16 protein-coding genes are annotated in these 20,696 nt (G+C 30.8%); 15 read left to right on the forward strand and 1 reads right to left on the reverse strand.

The window, feature by feature from the left end; genetic code table 11:
* Nucleotides 1-42 precede the first annotated feature (42 nt).
* The 5 genes from C1Y58_RS22310 (at nt 43) to C1Y58_RS22325 (ending at nt 5,642) form a co-directional block, all read left to right on the forward strand.
* Nucleotides 43-258 carry a hypothetical protein gene (locus C1Y58_RS22310; RefSeq protein WP_105618987.1) on the forward strand — a complete coding sequence of 72 codons (216 nt, stop codon included), beginning with the start codon at nt 43-45 and terminating at the stop codon, nt 256-258.
* Nucleotides 259-416: 158 nt separating this feature from the next.
* Nucleotides 417-3,566, forward strand: coding sequence for a DUF6240 domain-containing protein (locus C1Y58_RS22315; RefSeq protein ID WP_105618989.1), 3,150 nt, complete (start codon nt 417-419; stop codon nt 3,564-3,566).
* A gap of 15 nt (nt 3,567-3,581) precedes the next feature.
* Nucleotides 3,582-3,725: a hypothetical protein gene (locus tag C1Y58_RS26565; RefSeq protein ID WP_157950238.1), complete on the forward strand. Its 144-nt coding sequence runs from the start codon at nt 3,582-3,584 to the stop codon at nt 3,723-3,725.
* A 23-nt stretch (nt 3,726-3,748) separates the two neighbouring features.
* Entirely contained in the window at nt 3,749-5,155 is a 1,407-nt protein-coding gene (locus tag C1Y58_RS27110) for a flagellin N-terminal helical domain-containing protein (protein ID WP_105618991.1), read from the forward strand.
* A 10-nt stretch (nt 5,156-5,165) separates the two neighbouring features.
* Entirely contained in the window at nt 5,166-5,642 is a 477-nt protein-coding gene (locus C1Y58_RS22325; RefSeq protein ID WP_105618993.1) for a flagellar protein FliS, read from the forward strand.
* Between the two features lie 43 nt (nt 5,643-5,685).
* On the opposite strand, the gene C1Y58_RS22330 is transcribed toward C1Y58_RS22325, so the two are convergent.
* Nucleotides 5,686-7,482: an O-antigen ligase family protein gene (locus C1Y58_RS22330; protein WP_157950239.1), complete on the reverse strand. Its 1,797-nt coding sequence runs from the start codon at nt 7,480-7,482 to the stop codon at nt 5,686-5,688.
* Between the two features lie 259 nt (nt 7,483-7,741).
* On the opposite strand from C1Y58_RS22330, the gene C1Y58_RS22335 reads away from it, so the two are divergent.
* From C1Y58_RS22335 to C1Y58_RS22380, 10 genes are all read left to right on the forward strand, one after another.
* Nucleotides 7,742-8,815 carry a mannose-1-phosphate guanylyltransferase gene (locus C1Y58_RS22335; RefSeq protein WP_105618997.1) on the forward strand — a complete coding sequence of 358 codons (1,074 nt, stop codon included), beginning with the start codon at nt 7,742-7,744 and terminating at the stop codon, nt 8,813-8,815.
* A gap of 12 nt (nt 8,816-8,827) precedes the next feature.
* A complete protein-coding gene (gene gmd, locus C1Y58_RS22340) occupies nt 8,828-9,838 on the forward strand; it encodes a GDP-mannose 4,6-dehydratase (RefSeq protein ID WP_105618999.1) in 1,011 nt (336 codons plus the stop codon).
* 9 nt (nt 9,839-9,847) lie between these two features.
* Complete coding sequence (locus C1Y58_RS22345) at nt 9,848-10,807, forward strand: GDP-mannose 4,6-dehydratase (protein WP_157950240.1); 960 nt, start codon at nt 9,848-9,850, stop codon at nt 10,805-10,807.
* Nucleotides 10,794-11,729, forward strand: a complete 936-nt coding sequence (locus C1Y58_RS22350) for a GDP-L-fucose synthase family protein (protein ID WP_105619003.1) — start codon at nt 10,794-10,796, stop codon at nt 11,727-11,729. Before C1Y58_RS22345 ends, C1Y58_RS22350 begins: the two co-directional genes overlap by 14 nt.
* Before the next feature lie 19 nt (nt 11,730-11,748).
* Nucleotides 11,749-12,543 carry an ABC transporter permease gene (locus C1Y58_RS22355; protein ID WP_105619005.1) on the forward strand — a complete coding sequence of 265 codons (795 nt, stop codon included), beginning with the start codon at nt 11,749-11,751 and terminating at the stop codon, nt 12,541-12,543.
* 16 nt (nt 12,544-12,559) lie between these two features.
* Nucleotides 12,560-13,912 carry an ABC transporter ATP-binding protein gene (locus C1Y58_RS22360; RefSeq protein ID WP_105619007.1) on the forward strand — a complete coding sequence of 451 codons (1,353 nt, stop codon included), beginning with the start codon at nt 12,560-12,562 and terminating at the stop codon, nt 13,910-13,912.
* 40 nt (nt 13,913-13,952) lie between these two features.
* The gene (locus C1Y58_RS22365) at nt 13,953-15,491 is read left to right on the forward strand and encodes a methyltransferase domain-containing protein (protein WP_105619009.1); all 1,539 of its coding nucleotides are present in this window, start codon (nt 13,953-13,955) and stop codon (nt 15,489-15,491) included.
* A 23-nt stretch (nt 15,492-15,514) separates the two neighbouring features.
* Nucleotides 15,515-17,821 (forward strand): glycosyltransferase, encoded by a 2,307-nt coding sequence (locus C1Y58_RS22370; RefSeq protein ID WP_105619011.1) that lies wholly within the window; start codon nt 15,515-15,517, stop codon nt 17,819-17,821.
* A 13-nt stretch (nt 17,822-17,834) separates the two neighbouring features.
* Nucleotides 17,835-18,962, forward strand: a complete 1,128-nt coding sequence (locus C1Y58_RS22375; RefSeq protein WP_105619013.1) for a glycosyltransferase family 2 protein — start codon at nt 17,835-17,837, stop codon at nt 18,960-18,962.
* 55 nt (nt 18,963-19,017) lie between these two features.
* The coding region (locus C1Y58_RS22380) for a CotH kinase family protein (protein ID WP_157950242.1) at nt 19,018-20,696 on the forward strand (1,679 nt) is incomplete at its 3' end.

The raw sequence follows: 20,696 nt of genomic DNA on the forward strand, positions 1-20,696 counted from the left end.
ATGTTATAATATAGTAGTGGATGTTTGTAAAGGGGTGGTTACATGGAGAATATTATGGATTCATTATCTAAGCTTATAGATGAAGAGTATGCAAGGACCAATTATAAACATATCCAATTTACTCATAAAGATATAGCGCGTAAACTTGGTATAGATGAAAAAAAGGCAATAAGTGTAGCTGTACAACTTGAGGTGCAAGGGAAAATTGTTTTACACTACGAAGCCAACGGAGGTTTCAGTCACTTAAGCTTAATTTAATTACATACAAATACATCCACTTTTTATGAAGATTATTTGCAAAAAAGCGAAGGGCTACCTTCGCTTTTTCTAATACATAGCTAATATTATGACGACATAATAAATAGATGTAATGATATTGTGTATCAGAGTTAAATTATAAGTAAGAAGGTGAGTTCATGTTAACGATATCACTGAACCAAAGAATACAAAACAATTCAACATATACAGCAAATGAAACATTACTGAAGGACGGTATGAGTATCTCAGGGACACTATTAAGTAAGTCTACTAACCAAGTCCAAGTGGATTTCGATGGACAGCAAATGACGATACCTACTGATATCTCTATTAAAGAAGAAGTGGGAGAAGCCATAAGCTTTGACGTAAATAAAACGGATTCAGGTTGGCAATTTATTTATAGCAATAAAGAAGTTGTGGGAGATTTGGAGGCTACAAAAGGTCTTGATAGAATGAAACAACAAGTAAGTACCATAAATGAAGAGGAAACATCGGATGATGGGCAGTTAACCATACATAATTATACTAAGAAGATTAATGAAGCCATGGATGAGCTTCTGAGAACGACATCTAGAGAGGATATCGAAGCAATGAAAATGTATGGTTTTGATATTCGTAAACTATCTGTCGATATGATGCACCAATTTATAAAAAATCATGGTGGTGTAGAATATATATCTGCTGGGGATGTAGAAGCATATATAGAAAGTGAAGTAAAACAGTATGAAGAATTCTTTTCAGATAAAGAACGTTTAAAAGAGGCAGCCAAAGGTTTAGCGACAGAAGATATAATTATAACAGAGAAAAATCTTAAAGAGATGACAGCATTTCTCGATCAATTAGAAACCATTAAAAATGTTAATGAATCAAATATATATACTTTATTAAGAAGTGAAAATTCTACAACTGTTAATAACATCTATAAGGCTATGTATACGCCTGAGAGTAGAAGGTACATAGAAACAGCCCTAAGTGATCAACAAATCGTCGATTATCTAAATAAAATTGATATAGATATAAATGAGAATCAACAAGAATCCCTTAATGTAGCAAAAAAAATGTTAAGCAAAGAAATACCACTTACAAAAGAAAATTTTGAAGCATATGAACAACTAAAAGATATACAACAATATATTGAGAAAAACAGAGATGTTATTATTCAGGCAGCAGCTACGAAGATTAAAGATGGCGAGAAAGCAATGGATTTGAATATATTCGATTTGGAAAAATCCCAACCAATGACTAAAGAAGAATTAAATAATGTATTGCAGGAATTACCAAGCTTAAACCGTGAACATATCAGTACCCTATTAGAACAGAATCAACCTGTTAATCTACAGAATTTAATAAAGGTAAGTCAAAGTGAAGGGGATACCATTTCATTAGCAACAGATGAGACAGGAAAGACAATTCAATATGAACGCCAGCTTAATGAAATTCGATTACAAATGACCTATGACGTAGCAGAACGTTTGAATAGACAGGGAATAAAAATCGATACAAAGCCCCTACAAGAATTAGTTGATTTAATGAAAGAGCAGGAGCAAATAAGTCTTAAAGCTGGGTTAGAAGTTGCTTCAGCAAAAATATCTGAAGAAAACGTTAGTAAAATGCAAGAACTATACACAGCTATAAAAGCTATAAAAAACAGTATGGAAACTTGTATCAATGCTGTTCAACAGAGAGAGGTAGATTTTACACTAGAAGGTATGCAGGAAGCAATAGCTAAAGCTGCTGAAAGATCATATGATGCCTTAGGTACTAGAGTAGATAGAAGTCTTGGAGATGGTTTTCATCGTATTCAAAATCAGATACCTGAGCTATTAGAATTTAATAATATAGAAGTAACAGAGGAAACAATTCGTATAGCAGCGGCTCTGATTAAGAATGAGATTGATGTTACTCAAGAAAATATGAATAATGCTATGATGTTAGATTCAAAAGTTCAAAAGTTAATTGATCGACTACATCCAACTATTGCGGCCAGTTTGCTAAAGGATGGTCAAGACCCGATGACAATGCATGTTGATGAAGTCAATGCTTATATTGATAATTTTAATGATACTTATGGTGACAATATACAAGATAAAGTTGCTGCAATTATAGCCAGGATGGATCAAGAGCAAGAGATGAGTACTGAAGAACGACAAGGTGTTATTGCTATTTATCGAATGCTACATACCATTGATGAGAACCAAGGACAAGCAGCCAGTCTATTAATGCGAGAAGGTCTTGATGTAACACTTGAAAATCTTCTTGAGGCATCCAAACATATAAAGAAGACAAAAGGTAGTTCTGGACAAATAGATATAAATATCGATAATAACTTCGGTGTTGTAGAAGAGCGTATTCAAGATAATAAGAACATAAGAAGTGCCTTAGATGAAGCGTTAATGAGTTTTGAAGCTAATCAAGAAAGGGCAAATGATTTACTGTCAGAAGGACTTGATGTATCAAATAATAACTTAACTGAACACTATATAACTGAAGAAGAAATTAAGCAATTAATGGAGGAAATATCTCTAGAATTAATTAAAGATAATCAAGTTTATGTGGAAACTAATCTGAGAAACTTAGAGAAGATTGATCATAGTACTATACAACGGTTGATTACAGCCAGTATTACACCTAGCATTGAAAATTTCTCTACATTAAAGAAAATGCTGCGTAATCCCCATCAATTAGCGGATACGCTACAAGAGCTCAATCAAGAGATGGGTTTTCCCATACTATCACCATTAGAAGGAAATCTACAAGCTTTTCAAGAGGAGAAAAGCTCTCAAGATTTACTGGATGAGATCAATGACCTATCTAATGACTTAAAGGAGCAATTAATATATAACGATATGGAACGAAAAGCTATCATGATGGATCAAGTATCTGAAATACAAAGAATGAGTAAATTACAGAAGCGATTACAGGAAGTAGAAGATGTCTATCAAATTCCAATGGTCTTCAATGGTGCTATATCGAGTCTTAATATTTACGTCCTAAATGATGGTCAAAGTGGTATAAATAATGGATTAAATAATAACTTTACAGCAGCTTTAGCAATCAAGACTAACAATCTAGGATTAGTTAAAGGTCACTTTACAATTAATAACGATGAAGTTGATGTAACCCTAACCACTGATCAAGAAGAAGGGGAAGAAATATTGAAAGTATTTGAACGTGACCTTGAAGAGGTTGTTGAGAAAGCTGGCCTTAAATTAAAGCAATCAGAATTTAAAGAGGAAGAGTTAACAGATCCAGATGAAGTAAATTCAGTGAGACTAAATACCTCTTCTAATATTGAAGTACTTGTTTAGGAGGTAACCGAAACTATGGCTAAAAAGGATTTACCACAAGGAGTAAAAGATCTAACAGTTCAATTAGTGCAATTTATTGAAAGAGCTGATCAATATAAAGGACAGCTTAATCAAAAATCAGAAAAGGTCGATAAAAATAATAGAAGAATAATAGAGTGACGAGAAAAAAATGAGGTGAAAAAATGAGGATTAACCATAATATACCTGCTCTACAATCATTGTTTCAATACAATAAAACCAACTCAGCGTTGGAAAAATCCTTAGAGAAACTATCTTCAGGTAAGCGGATTAATCGTGCAGCAGATGATGCAGCAGGTTTAGCTATATCCAATAAGCTTGATGCTCAGATAAGAGGCTTAGAACAAGCTAACAGGAACTCTAATGATGGTATATCCCTTATCCAGACAGCGGAAGGTGCATTAAATGAGGTAGAAGCTATGTTACAACGGATGAGAGAATTAGCCGTACAAGCTTCTAATGGTACATTAGCCCCAGAAGATCGTGATGCAGTACAAAAAGAAATTGATCAATTGGCAGAAGAAATAGAAAGAGTATCAAATGATGTTGAGTTTAACGAAATGAAACTGTTAAATGGTGATTTAGATCGTGTAACTTTTTCAGAGGATAAGGATATCGCAGATGTTGTAACATTGTCTGATACTGTTGATCCTGGCAGTTATAGTTTTGAGGTAGTTGCTGCTACAAAATCAGATATCCAAGGAGCGGCTATTACAGGACTTTTCACAGCTGGTGTAGTAGATGCTAGTGCAGCAGGTACCTTGAATATTAATGGTGTTGATGTTGTGATAGAAACAGGTGACACGCCAGAAGATGTATTGGATAAACTTAACCAAGCAGGAGATGTAGCAGGTTTTTCAGTGACTGCAAGTACAACTCCTCTAGCCAATAGTTCAACCATCCTATTAACAAATGATGAATATGGAAATGATCCATTTACCATCACAGGAGAAGCGCAAGTATTAACAGCGCTAGGACTTAGTACCCCAACAAGTACATCCAATGGTAGTGATGTATCAGTAACTATAGACTCTGGTTTTCCAGCTGGAACAACACCTATTTGTAGAGGTAATATTATTGAATTTAGAGGACCTGATGGATTTAAACTTGTTGTAGAGAATAATGGCGTAAGTACACCAACAGGTGTCCCAGTCGCAATTGATATTCTCGAAACAGGTCCACTTGATATTCAGATTGGAGCAAATGAAGGGCAAAGTATGGAAGTACGTATTCCAAATATGTCGCCAGAAGCATTAGGGATAGATACTTTAAATGTACAGACTGCAGAGAATGCAAATGAAGCATTAGAAGCAGTTGACGAGGCTATAAACACTGTTTCTTTGGTTCGTGCCCAATTAGGTGCCTACCAAAATAGATTAGAATATACCATCAATAACCTATCAACGGCTACAGAAAACATGACAGCATCCCTATCCCGAATTGTTGATGTTGATATGGCAGTTGAAATGGCTAACTATACACAGCTTAACGTTATTTCTCAATCAGGTGTATCCATGATTGCACAAGCAAATCAGTTGCCAGAACAAGTACTACAATTATTGAGAGGGTAGGTGATCATAGATGAGTCAGATCAAAGAGTGGACTTTGCGAATCAGTCAGGCCAACCAAGAGCAGTTATTGCTTATTACCTATGAAATTCTCGTAAGTGCTATTGATGAATTAAAAGACTATCTAGAAAAGAAAGATCTAGCCAATTATAAAAAGAAAGTTAGACACACCCAAAAGATATTGAATTATTTAATGAATACATTGGATATGTCTTATGAGATATCCTACGATTTATTAAGTCTATATCTATACTTACATAAATTATTGGTACAGGCATCTATCAGCATGGATAAGAAAGTTATTGAAGGTGCAGAAAAAATACTAAAGATTATCCAAAAAGGGTTCATAGAAGCTTGTGAGTTAGAAGTAGATAATGATTCTGAATCTATAATGATAAATAGTCAGAAAGTCTATGCAGGATTAACATATGGCAAAGGAGCATTACAAGAGGTAGTGCTTGATTATGCTAATAGAGGTTTAGAAGCATAATAGAACAAAAACAAAAGAAAAAGGTTAGTAGGGAGAGCCCCTATTAACCTTTCAATTTATCTTTATTAAGTTGATTAACGACAAAACCTAAACCGATTATTCCCCAATAGATAGGGCTTATGGATACATTGGTATCATTAAAGAAACCAGCACCTAAATAACCACATACGCTTAAGAATAAGGCTAGACCTAAAATGGATAAATAATCATTTAGATCATTCTTGAAGTACAGTTTAATGCTACTAAAAATGTACATACCCCAGAAGGCTATCATAGCTAGCAAACTGATAATACCAGTATTAATAGCTATCTGAAGATAGATATTATGTGGTTTATCAACGATCATATTGGCTGTATGATAAGCGTTGTATTTACCAACATAATCATTTTGTGGAAATTCATAAATATAGCAGTCTGGTCCATAACCAATGAATAAAGTATCTTTTAAAAGAGGAATGGATCTGGACCATATGTAACCTCTAGCAGAACCTGTGCGTTCTTTACCTTCAAAACCTATATGTGATATATCTTCAAGAACCACTTGTTTTCCATATGGATTAACATATCTAAATCCCTCGTCTGTAAATGTGAATAGCCATGTTGACCCATCATCTAAAAGAAATTGAATATGAGTTTGATCTTGATATAAAACATAATTAAACTCATAAACTTGGAATTCAGGTGTGGAAAAGGTTATGTTATTATTAGCATTAAATTCTAATTCAAGTACATTACCATTAATATCTTTATAATTAATTGTATCTGTAGGTTTTAAGTGATCTTCGTAATATATATCTAGTGGTTGATCCTTATAGTTTATATGTAATTCATTACCATGTGTTATTATTTCGTTTAAGTCATAATCAATTGGTTCATCAATAACTTGCTTAATTGTATCAATAAGTCTTTGACTAAAAAATCGGTTATTCATTACGTCAAAACCAATGAAAAGGGCAATGATAACAAGGAAACTAGGGATTAGCACTTTCCAGTATCTAAAGATCTTTTTACGTAAGAAAATCGCACCAAGCGCCAATGCAAAAGCGATACCTATAATTCCGCCTCTAGATTGACTCCCTTGTAAGTTAATGAGCGTAAGAAGAGTTAGAGAAACCCAAAGTAGTTTCCGTTTCCAGTTCTTTTCACACATAAAAAATGTAAAGCATATAGGAAAAATCATGGATAAGTACAAACCAACATAGTTAGAGTGATATAAAGTCATATAGACCCTTCCCTCATCATAGGCAAACTTAAATGTACCATTCTCAAATCGACTTGGTACTAATAACTTCTGAATAGCCTCTACACGAAAATAATCTAAATGTACGTATTGCAAGAAACCAATAATATTCATCAGTATAATAGATATAATAAAGTATTTCATAATCCATTTTAATTGCTGCTCAGACTCAATAACTTGAGTGATGTATAAAAACATCAATAAATACGATGTAAGAATAAGCCCGCCCTCAAAGCGTTCTATATAACCAGAAGTTGCTGTACGAGTATAGTGGCTAAATACCCATGATAAAATCATAAATGCAAAATAAATTAGCAAAGGTGCATAATATTGGCGTTTTTCAACTTTATGGTATTTACTAGTTGTAGATTTATATAGGTAAATAAATAGAGTTATAAATGTTATAGACATTACAAACACGCTTTTATAGTAAGTAAAAAAATCTGCAAAGGATGTCGTGTCAGAATACCAATCATAGATTGACATATCGAAATCAGAGGACTTTAAATACACAATAAATGGTGTTAGACAAATAAATAAAACTACTGGTAAGAGTTCAATTAAATTAATCCTAACTTTTTTCTTATACTTCTGTTTCATGGCTACCTCCATATATTTTCTTTATTATTATTATAGCAGTTTTTAAATTAATTTTGTAATAAAATATATGTAACCTAATGGGGCTATTTATTTACAATTATTCGCAAGTATGATACTATTATTAAGGAAAAATGTGAAAAAAGCATATAATTTTTAAGGGAATTTTAACATATTAATATTTTATACTAAAATTCTTCATAAGTCGATAAAAATATATATCAAGTATAGATAGATCTAAATTATAAAGGAGGTAATAGTTATGATAGCAGTAGTCATTATGGCTGGAGGAAAGGGAGAAAGATTTTGGCCTAAGTCACGTATAGAACGACCTAAACAATTTATAAACTTAATAAATGAGAATACAATGTTACAAGAAACTTTTTCAAGATTAATGGGTTTTGTAGAACCTGAGAATGTATATATTTCTACAGGAGATCTTTATGTTGATACAATCAAAGAACAATTACCATATATACCTAAAGAAAATATTATTGTAGAGCCTGTAGGGAGAAATACAGCACCTTGTATTGGTTTAGCAGCACTACATATTGCAAAGAAGGATAAAAATGCTACAATGGTAGTATTACCATCAGATCATTTAATAAAAAATAGATCAGAGTTTATAAATACTTTAAAGAAAGCTGTATCTGTAGCTGAACGAGGTGAAAATTTGGTAACTTTAGGAATAACTCCAAATCAGCCTGAGACTGGGTATGGATATATCAATTTTGATGACAATTATAAACATTTTTATGGAGATAATGTTTATAAGGTAAATAAGTTTGTTGAAAAACCAGATTATTCAACCGCATGTTATTACGTTGAAACAGGTACATATCTATGGAATAGTGGTATGTTTATTTGGAATGTAAGAACTATTTTTAATAATTTTAAAAAGTACTTACCCGACCATTATAAAAGACTTTTAACAATTGAAGGTTCCTTAGGTACAGATGAATATAAAGAGGTTCTTGATAGAGAGTATAATCAATTCGAAAGCATATCTATTGATTATGGAATAATGGAACATGCTGAAAATATTTATGTTTTACCTGGGATTTTTGGTTGGGATGATGTTGGAAGTTGGACAGCCTTAAACAGAATACATAGTAAAGATATTAATGGTAATGTTGTTAAAGGAAAAGTTGTAAGTTTAGATACAAATAATTGTATAATTGAAGCAAATGATAAACTAATAGCAACAATTGGGTTAAATGATGTTGTTGTAGTAGATAGCGAAGATGCAATATTAATTTGTGATAAGAATAATGCTCAAGATGTGAAGAAAATATTAACAAGATTAAAAGAAGATGAAGAGTTAAAGTATTTATAGGAGGAATGTAAGATGAAGAAGGCATTAATAACAGGAATAACTGGTCAAGATGGGTCATATCTAGCTGAACTACTTTTAGAAAAGGGTTATGAAGTTCATGGTTTAATGAGAAGAAAAAGTAAACTGGAGTTTGGAAATGTTGAACATATTAAAGATAAAATAAATATTATTTACGGTGATGTAACTGATCCAATCTCAGTAATGAATGCAATGAAAACATCAGAAGCAGATGAAGTATATAATTTAGCAGCGCAATCATTTGTTGGTACAAGCTGGGAGCAACCACTTGCAACAGCACATATTGATGCACTAGGTGTTACTAATGTTTTAGAAGCAATCAGAACAATAAAGCCTGAAGCTAAGTTTTATCAGGCTTCAACAAGTGAATTATATGGGTTAGTTCAAGAAATTCCGCAAAAAGAAACGACACCTTTTTATCCACGAAGTCCTTATGGGGTAGCAAAATTATATGGGCATTGGATTACGAAAAACTATAAAGAAAGTTACGATATGTATGCTTGTTCAGGTATATTATTTAATCATGAATCTGAAAGACGTGGCAAGGAGTTTGTTACACGAAAAATAACAGATGCAGTTACGAGAATTAAACTAGGTTTACAAGATAAATTAGAACTTGGTAATATGGAGTCAAAAAGAGATTGGGGTCATGCTCAAGATTATGTTAGAGCCATGTGGTTAATGTTGCAACAAGAAGAACCAGATGACTATGTTGTAGCAACTGGTGAAACTCATAAAGTTCGAGAATTTGTTGAAAAAGCTTTTAGTTTTGTAAATATTAATGTAGAATGGCAAGGAGAAGGCGTGGAAGAGATTGGTATTGACAAGTCAACAGGAAAAATTATTGTTTCAGTCAACCCGCAATTTTTTAGACCAGCCGAAGTTGATATTCTATTGGGTGATCCAACTAAAGCTGAAACGACTTTAGGTTGGAATAGAGAGATTAGTTTTGATAGTTTGGTAGAGCGGATGGTTAAAAATGATTTGGATAAACTAAAAGGCTAGGTGAATCTGTTGAAAGCATTAGTTACCGGAGCTTCTGGGTTTGTTGGAAAATACTTATTGGAGCATCTATTGGAAAATGAGCTACATATTGTAGCAACTAAGCTAAAAGAAAACTCAGTTGTTTTAAAGGATCCCAATATCACTTGGATAGACTTAAATATCTTGGATGAGATAGATGTAATGCAGAAAATTAGGTTACATAAACCGGATTATATTTTTCACTTAGCTGGTCAAAGCTCTGTTAAACTATCTTGGGATAATATAGGGAATACACTTAATACTAATATAATTGGATCTTTAAATATTCTGGAGAGTGTTAGGGTTACTGGACTACAATGTAGGGTTATTCTTATTGGTTCATCAGAAGAATATGGTATTTATCCAGTTAATAGAATGCCATTAAAAGAAGATTATAATACTAATCCGAGAAGTCCATATGCAATATCTAAAATGACCCAAGAGTTATTAGGTAAGTTATATTTTAATTCATTTAATATTAATAATGTTATGGTAAGAGCTTTTAATCATATAGGTCCCGGTCAAGACACGAGGTTTGTCGTGGCAGATTTTTCTAAGCAAATTATAGAAATTGAAAAGGGACTGAAAGCTCCTACTATTACAGTCGGGAATATAGATGTAGAAAGAGATTTTACTGATGTAAGAGATGTTGTAAGAGCCTATTACAGTTTAAGTAAATGTGGTAAGGGTGGAGAAATTTACAATGTGTGTAGTGGCATTCCAATAAAAATAAGTGAGATTTTAAAGCAATTAATAAGTTTATCTACTTATAAAGGTATTATTGAAATAAGTATAGACAGTAATAAATATAGAAAAAATGACATGATGAAATTGTATGGGTCAAATGAGAAACTCAATAAAGCTACAGGTTGGGAAAGAAAGTACTCAAACATTAAAGAAAGTCTTAATGATATTCTAAATTATTGGAGGAAAGAGCATGGCATTTTATGATAATAAGACAGTCATTGTAACAGGAGGATCAGGATTCCTAGGATCTCATGTTATAGAGGAACTTAAAAAGAAGAATTGTAAAGAAATTATTGTTCCAAGAAGTAAAGAATATGACTTGACAGAAAAAACTAATATAATTAGATTATTAGAGGATACAAAACCAGATATAGTGATTCATTTAGCTGCTGTAGTTGGTGGTATTGGTGCTAACAGAGAAAATCCTGGAAAATTCTTTTATGATAATATTATTATGGGGACTCAACTTATAGAATACTGTAGACGCTATGGTGTAGACAAGTTTGTTGCTCTGGGTACGATATGCGCTTATCCCAAATATACTCCAGTTCCATTTAAAGAAGAAGATATATGGAATGGGTATCCTGAAGAGACTAACGCTCCATATGGTCTAGCCAAAAAGATGATGTTAGTTCAATCCCAAGCTTATAGAGAACAGTATGGGTACAACTCAATTTATTTATTACCAGTGAACTTATATGGTCCTAGAGATAATTTTGATCCAAGTAGTTCTCATGTTATACCTGCATTAATTAAGAAATGTGTTGATGCAATAAATAATAATCAACAATCAATAGAAGTATGGGGAACTGGTGAAGCGACTAGGGAATTTTTATATGTTGAAGATTGTGCGGAAGCTATTGTGTTAGCTACTGAAAAATATGAAAAAAGTGATCCTATAAATATTGGTTCAGGTAAAGAGATATCTATTAAGGATTTAGTTTATCTTATAGCAAAATTAACTGGATTTAAAGGGGAAATTAAGTGGAATACAGATAAACCAGATGGGCAGCCAAGAAGATGTCTTGATACTAAAAAAGCAGAAATAGAATTTAATTTTGTTGCCAAAACAGAATTTATAGATGGACTAGAGAAGACGATTAAGTGGTATAAAAATAATTGTTAATTATCTTTAAGGAGGACCAATGCTCAATTTATTTTGCGTAATCAAAAATAATAAATACTTATTATGGCAAATATTAAAAAGAGATATTGAAGTACGATATAAAGAATCATTTTTAGGTATGCTATGGTCTCTAATAATACCAATTATAATGTTAATTATGTATACTTTCGTGTTTGGAGTAATATTTAAAGCTAAATGGAGTAGTGACAATTCAAATACTATAGAATTTGCTCTAATATTGTTTTGTGGTTTAAATACTTATAACATGATTGCGGATGTTGTAGCCAGAGCTCCAAGTTTAATATTAGAGAATGTTAATTATGTTAAAAAAGTAGTATTTCCTCTTGAAATATTACCTTTGTCTTTAGTTGGTAGTGCTTTTTTTAATGTTATTATTGGATATATTGTTATAATTATTGTAGGAGGGATTTATGGTTACCTAAATTGGACAGTACTATTATTGCCTCTACAATTGATTCCAGTAATTTTATTGGCTGCAGGATTAGCTTGGTTTTTATCTGCGCTTGGTGTTTTTGTAAGAGACATTAATAATTTAACTAATGTACTAGTATCTTTCATATTATTTATGAGTCCTATTTTTTATCCCCTTTCTTCTATACCAGAGAACATACGAGTTGTTTATTATTTCAATCCGCTAACGTATATTGTAGAAGATATACGAAAAGTGCTCATTTGGGGAGAGGTACCAGAATTACATACTTATATAATACAACTAATAGTTGGAATCATTGTATTATATCTAGGGTATGTATGGTTTAAAAAAGTAAAAGATGGTTTCGTAGACGTTTTATAAATAAGGAGAGTTTTAAATGATGGGCAACATTGTATTAAGTATGAAAAATATAAGTAAATGTTATAAAATATACGATAAACCTCAAGACAGATTAAAAGAATCATTATTTAATCGTATTAAGAGAAAAAAATTTGCAAAAGAGCATTGGGCACTAAAGGATATAAACATTGATATTAAACAAGGAGAAACATTTGGTATCATTGGTGTAAATGGCAGTGGAAAAAGTACTTTATTACAAATGATTGCATCAATCCTTAAGCCTACTAATGGTGAACTAAAAGTAAATGGAAAGATAGCAGCTTTACTTGAATTAGGTAGTGGCTTTAATCCTAATTATACAGGTAGGGAGAATATTTATTTGAATGCGTCTTTACTAGGATTATCTAAGGATGAGATTGAGGAGAAAATAGCCGATATAGTAGGTTTTGCAGATATTGGTGAATTTATAGATAGTCCTGTAAAGACATATTCAAGTGGTATGTTCGTTAGAGTAGCATTTGCTGTTGCTATAAATGTTAATGCAGATATTTTACTAATTGATGAAGCTTTGGCAGTTGGAGATGTATTTTTTAGACAAAAATGCTACCAAAAACTTAATGAACTTAGAGAAAAAGGTGTAACCATTATATTCGTATCACATAGTATGGGAGAGGTTGAACAGTTCTGTAAACGAACGGTCTTACTTAATGCTGGAGAAGCTATTTTTGTTGGTGACACGAGAGAAGCTGTAAGGAAATACTATTTATTACAACAAGGCGTTAAAGACTTATCTATAGATCATAATATTGCTACAAATAATTATACTAATAGTAATTTCAAATGGCCTAAGAATGAGGCATTTTTTCATTTACATGAAGATACTGAAATAAACAATGGCTACGCTAAGTGTGTTGCAGTAGGGTTGTGCGATGATGAAGGCAACCCTTGTAGAGTGTTCAAGGTAGGTGATAAGGCGGTATTTTATTATGAATTTGAGATTCTTAAAAATATAAGTACACCTATAGGTGGGGTTGTGATATATAGCGATAAAGCTATAATAGTACATGGAAAAAGTACAATGCAATATAACTCTGAGGTACCAATGTACGTTAGTGAGGGTTCAGTATTACGGTTTAGGCAGGAAATTCTCTTGGGTATTCAAGAAGGTGAATATACTTTTGAAGTAGGGTTAAGTACTATGGATCCTAGTAATTATTCAAATAAAGAAAATATGTATTATGAAGAACTATGCAGGCATGAAATGAGATTATGTCATAGACCTATGGTTGGAACTTTTAATGTGATCTTAAACAAGGGCGGAAAACCAACTGAATTATTACATCACGGTATTGCTAATTTACCAGGAAAATGTGAATTAGAAATAAGATAGACGATAAAAATATTTATTTATTTGAAGGGAAACTATTTATATGGAAGGTAAATTATGCTGGTGTGGAAATGAACTTAAAGAATCATACTCACAAGACTATTATCTTTGTAACAATTGTAACACCCTAGTCGCAAAAACAATGTTACATGATAATGAATATAATATCTTAGAAGATGAAAATGGATTTTATAGTAAAGATTATTGGGTTGAACATGTTAAAGATGATTATGGTTATCCAGATATTTTTGAACGATCTAGGAAAGATATTTATGATAGATGCCTTTATTGGTTAAAAAACATAATGAAATATAAATTACCACAAGCTAAAATCTTAGAGTTAGGATGTGGTCATGGAGGGTTAGTATACCTAATGAATTTAATGGGCTACCAAGCTTTGGGAGCCGAGCTAAGTCCTTGGGTTTGTGAGTTTTCAAATAGAGTATTCGGCAATACTATGCTAAAAGGACGAATAGAAGACTTACATATAAAAGATAATGAGTTTGATATGATTATTTTAATGGATGTTTTTGAACATTTAAATAAGCCATTAGATACACTGAAAGTTATAAAAAGTAAGTTAAAAGATGATGGGATATTAGTATTACAAATGCCTTGCTTCAGAGAGTTTGATAAGAGTTATAACGAACTTATTGATGATAAAAGCATTTTCGTTGAACAGTTAAAGGCTAACGAACATCTATATTTATATACAATGCAAGGGATAAAAGATATATTAAAAGTATCAGGTTTTAATTATATTGCTTTTGAGAAGGAATATTATCCATATGATATGTTTATATTTGCTTCACAAAATGAATTAAAAAAGTATGATGAAGAGTCTGTATTAGATTACTTAGAAAGTGAAAAGAGTGCAAGGGTCATATTAGCATTAAATGATATTTATGACGAAAATCAATTAAACAAACAAAAGATTCAAGAGATAGAAAAAGATAGAGAAGCAAGACTAGAAGTGATTAATAGACAACAGGAAATGATATTAGAACGAGAAAAACATATTGACGAGATAGAAAAAGATAGAGAAGCAAGACTAGAAGTGATTAATAGACAACAGGAAATAATATTAGAACGAGAAAAACATATTGACAAGATAGAAATAGATAAGAAAGCAAGACAGGAAGATGTTAGTAGTCAACAAGAAATAATATTAGAACGAGAAAAACATATTAATGAGATAGAAAAAGATAGAGAAGCAAGACTAGAAGTTATTAATAGACAACAAGAAATGATATTAGAACGAGAAAAACAAATTGATGAAATAGAAAAAGATAGAGAAGCAAGACTAGAAGTTATTAATAGACAGCAAGAAAAAATATTGGATCTAGAAAAACAGATTAAAGATGTAAAAACAGATAGAAATACAAAGCAAGAAACTATAACCGATCAACAAAAGCTGTTACACGATAAAGAAAATAGTATAAATGAACTAGCATTAGAACTTAAAAAAAGTGAGCTAGTACAAACGAAACAAAATAATATAATTAATGATTTAGCTAATGAGCTTAAGCATATTAATGATAAAAAAATAATCAAGATGCTAAGAAGAATAAAACTAATTTAGTAAAAAATGAGGTGAAAGATTATATGAAAGTTGGTATAAATTTGCTAGATTTATACCCAGGAAAAATTGGGGGAATGGAGCAATATATTAGAAATATTATTTACTATGTTGAAAAAAAATCTGAATATGAATTAATTTTATTTTTAAATGAACATAATTATGAGACATTTAAAGGTAATAGTAAAAGGATCTTAATTAATATTCAAAAAAATAGAGAACATCAGCTATATAATTTTATTGAAGATTTGAATATTGATATTTGGTTTTGTCCATTATTAAATCTAGAACCCCGATATGTTAATATTCCAACGATGGTTACAATACCTGATGTGCAACATGATTTTTTTCCTGAATATTTTACCAAAGAGGTATTAGAATTTAGACATAAGAATTATTTGTCAAGTATGCAAAAGGCAGATGTAGTGGTAACAATCTCAGAGTTTTCCAAACAAACCATAATAAATAAATATGATATAGATGAAAATAAAATTAAAGTAGTTTATTTAGATGCTGATAAATCCTTTTATAATGATAATGATATAAAAATTAATAATAAGGTAAAAGAAGAATTAGAGTTACCTGAGCAATATACTTATTATCCATCAAATACATGGCCTCATAAAAATCATCTAAAATTACTTGAAGGATTTAAGTATTATAAGAATGAATATAAAGATAATCTTAAACTAGTATTTACTGGTGATAAAAAGAAATTTGATGCTAAGATACAACATTTTATTAAAAAAAATAATTTAGATAATGATATTATCTATCTTGGTTATGTTCCTCAAGAATATATGCAATATATATATCGTAATGCTAAATTTATGTCTTTTCCCTCATTATTTGAAGGTTTTTGTATACCTGTTGTTGAAGCAATGCGAGTAGAGTGTCCAGTAATATGTTCTGATAAAGGAAGTATACCCGAAATAGCTGGTGAATCAGTACTTTATTTTAATCCATTAGATCCAAAGGATATAGCTGAAAAGATGGCTAAGATGATGTGTCAAGAGGAAATAAGGAAAAAGTATATCAAATTAGGTAGTATTAGAAAAAATAAATTCTCATGGCAAAAAAGTGCTTTAGAGACAATTGATATATTTGATGAATTATATATTAATAGCTGTAAAGTAGATAAATTTCCTCTGGTATCTGTAATAACACCATCATTTAATCAAGGTAGATTCATAAAAGATACGATTGAAAGTGTTTTGAATCAAGATTATCCAAATATAGAGTATATCGTAATGGATGGAGGATCTACTGATGAAACAGTAGAAATCCTTAAAAGTTTTGGTAATAAAATTAAATGGATTTCTGAAAAGGATAATGGACAAGCTGATGCTGTCAATAAGGGTGTTAAACTAGCAAAAGGTGAAATAATTGGTTGGTTAAATTCAGATGATACTTATCTTGATAATGCTATTTCGAAAGGTGTACGCTTTCTTACAAGTCATTCGGATGTTGGGATGGTTTATGGTGAAGGATACTATACAGATATAGATGGTAATATAGTTGATAGATATTTAACAGAACCTTTTAATTATAACAGATTAGCAGAAAATTGTATAATTTGCCAGCCTACTGGCTTTATCAGGAAAAAGGTTTTTGAAGATGTAGGGTATCTTGATGAATCATTACATCTATGTATGGACTATGAAATGTGGATGCGAATAGGTAAACATACTCAAGTTGCATATATACCTCAATATATTGCTACTTCCAGAATGTATGAAGAAAACAAAACACTAGGTAGAAGAACAGAAGTGTTTGAAGAAGTTTGTAGAACAGTGAAGAAATATTATAAATACGTACCATTATCATGGTTGTATGGTTATTCGGACTATATTTGTGAAGGAAAAAGAAGCATTAAGTTTACAATTATATTGTTTTGTCTATTTATAAAATATAATATTACAAACATAAGTTATGCAAGTAGATTAACAATTAATCTATTGAAAAAGAAAATAAAGCAAAGAATAAAACCCGCAACCTATACCGACAGGTATGAAGATGGGTGGGTATCAAAGGTTTTCTCATTTAATAATGATGTAAAAAAAGAGACAAACAAAATAGTGCTAAAAGGAAAACATCTATGGCCATATGATGATTCTTTAAAGATTAAAATAATGCTTAATGGTAAAAAAATTGGAGAAGTTGAGATTAAAGAAAAAGGTCAATTTATAAAGGAAGTAGATTTTCCTAAAAATCAAGAAGGTAAAATTAATTTTCAACTTCTAGCCAACAATGTATTTTGTCCTAAAAAACTAGGTATCAATAACGATATTAGAAATTTAGCATATATAATTGATGAAATAGAATTTATATAAATAGGTGAAAAATATGAGTGATAAACCTTTAGTTACAATAATAACCCCTTCCTTTAACCAAGGAAAATATATTAAAGATACTATTGAAAGCGTACTTATGCAAGATTACGATAATGTAGAATATATTGTTGTAGATGGTGGGTCCACAGATAATACTTTAGATATATTAAAGAACTATAGTGATAAAATAAAGTGGACATCTGAAAAAGATGATGGTCAATCTGATGCAATCAATAAAGGATTTAGAATGGCAAAAGGAAAATACGTAGCATGGCTAAATTCTGATGATACATATGAACCTGGAGCTATATCTTTAGCTGTCAGCTATTTTATTAACAATCCTGAAGTTGCTTTAGTTTATGGGCAAGGTGATATTATTGATGAGCAGGGTAAGAAAGTTAATAGGTTTGGGGCGACCCAGGAGTTTGACTTATGGACTTTGACACATGTATGGGATTATATTTTACAGCCAACGACATTTTTTAAAAAAGAGGCTCTTGAAAAAGTTGGTTATTTAGACAAGAGTTTAAATTGGTGTATGGATTGGGAACTTTGGATAAAATTGTCTTTAAATTATAAAGTGGGTTTTATAAATGAAGTTTTAGCAAATTCAAGAGAATATGGAGAAACAAAAACTAGTACTGGTGGAATAAAAAGACTAAAGGAAATAACTAAATTAATGAGGACGTATAGTAATAATAAATATCCTCATGGATTATTTCTTTATGGAACTGATACTCTTGTAAAACTAACAAATGGCATACCATTTATTAGTTATCTAGCTAGGGCAATTTCCCATCTTACTGCTAAGTATGTATTAAATCATTTACCTATAAGATATAGTGATGGTTGGATCGGTAAAGAGTTTTGTATGATGACGCCTAATCAAGTTAAAGAAATAACTATACATATGCAAGTTATTAGTATTAAGATTTTGCCTTTAAAAATTAAAATTTATAATAATAAAAATTTATTAAAGGAGATAATTATAGAAGATACCGGAATTCATAATACTAAAGTTAGGCTTCCTTTAGATAAATTAATGTATAATGATATTACTATAAAATGCAATAAATCATTCTCGCCAGGTACTAAGGATACAAGGAAGTTGAGTATGAATATTTCAGAGATTATGTATTAATGAAATTGATTTGTGTGTACTAGTATTGAGCTTAACTAGTTAAGGAGAAATAAACATGAGTAAGAAAAAGAAATTATATAGCGTTCTCATTTGTCTAAGTAGTATTATTATAATTGCTTTTATTTCCATGACCTTTGTTGTTATTAAAGATAATTATAAATTGGTAGAGTATAGAGGTCGTCAATATAATCCCATATCAATAGAAAACTTAAGAGAAGGGTATCATGATACTTTTAAAGAAATATATAACTCATTCACCACTAACAATAATCCAACCAGATATAGTGATTTAAAAACGTATTATATTAATGTAGATGTAAATGAGTATAATAGTTTATCAACTAATCTACCGGAAAGTGGTCAAGAATATATTGATGCATATATGAGATATGAAGATAAAATGCATAAAGTTAAACTAAGGTTTAGAGGAGATAATACTTGGCATTGGTTATATGATAAAAAATCCTATAGAATTAAAACAAAAAAAGATGATTTGATAGATGGGATTAGAAAATTTAATTTTGTTAATGCTCGTGAAAAGACAATGCTTGTTGATTATTTGGAAGCGCAGATAGCAACACAGATGGGTATATTAGCAGCAAATGTTGAGCCTGTGAGAGTATTTATGAATAATAAATATGCAGGGGTCTTTTTATATATAGATCAGACAGATGAAAGCTTTTTAAGAAATAATAAAAAACTGCCCTCCAATCTATATGTTGGTGAGGCTAAGGAAGATGTTTGGGGGAATATTGAAGTCTGGGAAAAGCATGCGGAATATAATGTAATGGAAGAAAGCGATTTTAGCGATTTGAATGAATTATTAACAGTAAGTAATAATGGGAATAAAGATATATTCCCATATGAGATAGAACAAATATTAGATATTGAAAAATACCTTAAATGGAATGCATTTATGGAAATAAGTAAAAGTCGTCATGTAACTAAAGTACATAACAATAAGTTCTATTTTGATCCTTCTAATGGAAAGTTTGAACCAATTGCTTGGGATGCTTTTGGATTAAGCAATAATGGTGGTTCACAATATAATACAACTAATATACCTTTAAATCTTTTGAATTATAGAATGCTACAGAATCCTGAGTACGTGGAGTTATCCAATCAGTATATCTGGGAATCTATTCAAATGGAAGAAATAATAGATTTTACATTACTAAAACTTGATGAAATGTATAGCACAATAAGAGCTGATGTGTATGCAGATAGATATAAGGATTATGTAGATTTCACAGACTCTGATTGGAAATCAAGAACATATACTAATATAGAATTTGAGAAAAATGTTGAAGTTTTAAAAGAATGGTTAAGATTAAGAGAAGCATTCTTAGTGAGTGAGATTAAAAGAAATAATATATATTTAGTCCAAAGTGATATTGATATCGGTAATAGAGAAGGTGTACTAAAATTTATTGCTGATGGCATTTCAGGTACTAAAATTGAAGATATATCTTTTAATAATACCTATAATGAAGGTAGTATTCAAATATGGAGAGATATTAATATTAATGGAATACTTGATAAAGAAGATCAGTTTATTAATGAACAAGAAATAGTGAATAATGAGATAAGAATAACTTTAAATGAAGTTATATTACCGGGAAGAAAAGAAATTAAAGAAGAGAAGTATCGTGTAAATATGTCTTGCGTATTAGAGCCCTCTCCTTTAGAATATCAATTCATAGTAAAATATATTGGTGAAGAAGAAGGACAATT

Source organism: Vallitalea okinawensis, from assembly GCF_002964605.1.
In the GTDB taxonomy this organism is placed as follows: Bacteria; Bacillota; Clostridia; order Lachnospirales; family PQDH01; genus Vallitalea_A; species Vallitalea_A okinawensis.

What these genes read in the sequence shown, in the direction of transcription:
- C1Y58_RS22310 (WP_105618987.1), top strand. Translation starts at nt 43, where the DNA reads ATGGAGAATATTATGGATTCATTATCTAAGCTTATAGATGAAGAGTAT.
- C1Y58_RS22315 (WP_105618989.1), top strand. Translation starts at nt 417, where the DNA reads ATGTTAACGATATCACTGAACCAAAGAATACAAAACAATTCAACATAT.
- C1Y58_RS26565 (WP_157950238.1), top strand. Translation starts at nt 3,582, where the DNA reads ATGGCTAAAAAGGATTTACCACAAGGAGTAAAAGATCTAACAGTTCAA.
- C1Y58_RS27110 (WP_105618991.1), top strand. Translation starts at nt 3,749, where the DNA reads ATGAGGATTAACCATAATATACCTGCTCTACAATCATTGTTTCAATAC.
- C1Y58_RS22325 (WP_105618993.1), top strand. Translation starts at nt 5,166, where the DNA reads ATGAGTCAGATCAAAGAGTGGACTTTGCGAATCAGTCAGGCCAACCAA.
- C1Y58_RS22330 (WP_157950239.1), bottom strand. Translation starts at nt 7,482, where the DNA reads ATGAAACAGAAGTATAAGAAAAAAGTTAGGATTAATTTAATTGAACTC.
- C1Y58_RS22335 (WP_105618997.1), top strand. Translation starts at nt 7,742, where the DNA reads ATGATAGCAGTAGTCATTATGGCTGGAGGAAAGGGAGAAAGATTTTGG.
- gmd (WP_105618999.1), top strand. Translation starts at nt 8,828, where the DNA reads ATGAAGAAGGCATTAATAACAGGAATAACTGGTCAAGATGGGTCATAT.
- C1Y58_RS22350 (WP_105619003.1), top strand. Translation starts at nt 10,794, where the DNA reads ATGGCATTTTATGATAATAAGACAGTCATTGTAACAGGAGGATCAGGA.
- C1Y58_RS22355 (WP_105619005.1), top strand. Translation starts at nt 11,749, where the DNA reads ATGCTCAATTTATTTTGCGTAATCAAAAATAATAAATACTTATTATGG.
- C1Y58_RS22360 (WP_105619007.1), top strand. Translation starts at nt 12,560, where the DNA reads ATGATGGGCAACATTGTATTAAGTATGAAAAATATAAGTAAATGTTAT.
- C1Y58_RS22365 (WP_105619009.1), top strand. Translation starts at nt 13,953, where the DNA reads ATGGAAGGTAAATTATGCTGGTGTGGAAATGAACTTAAAGAATCATAC.
- C1Y58_RS22370 (WP_105619011.1), top strand. Translation starts at nt 15,515, where the DNA reads ATGAAAGTTGGTATAAATTTGCTAGATTTATACCCAGGAAAAATTGGG.
- C1Y58_RS22375 (WP_105619013.1), top strand. Translation starts at nt 17,835, where the DNA reads ATGAGTGATAAACCTTTAGTTACAATAATAACCCCTTCCTTTAACCAA.